The organism is Streptomyces sp. BE303, assembly GCF_036290945.1.
Taxonomy (GTDB): Bacteria; Actinomycetota; Actinomycetes; order Streptomycetales; family Streptomycetaceae; genus Kitasatospora.
Genome location: NZ_JAQYWZ010000539.1, coordinates 1 through 341 on the forward strand (window position 1 = coordinate 1; position 341 = coordinate 341).

At 69.5% G+C, this 341-nt stretch carries 1 protein-coding gene; it reads left to right on the plus strand.

Going from position 1 to position 341, the window contains the following annotated elements; translation table 11 throughout:
• Positions 1-341: ABC transporter permease (locus PUR56_RS11340; protein ID WP_443034478.1), on the plus strand; the 341-nt coding region annotated here is incomplete at both ends.

Here is a 341-nt window from a genome sequence, read left to right on the forward strand (position 1 = left end):
CATGCAGGTCATCGCCGAAGCCGCCACCATCACCGGCCTCCTCGCCATCGTCCAGACCGTCGTCATCATCTGCGGCGGCCTCGACATCTCCGTCGGCTCCCAAGCCGGCGTCGCCTCCGTCGTCTCCGCGATGGCCTTCACCTCGGCCGGCTCCAACGCCCTCACCGGCATCGCCGCCGCCATCGGCGTCGGCATCCTCATCGGCATCCTCAACGGCCTGATCATCGTCTACGGCCGCGTCAACCCCACCATCGCCACCCTCGCCGGCCTCGCCGCCTACAAGGGCCTCGCCCAACTCCTCTCCGACGGCCGCGCCCAGGGCTACGTCCTCAACGACGACA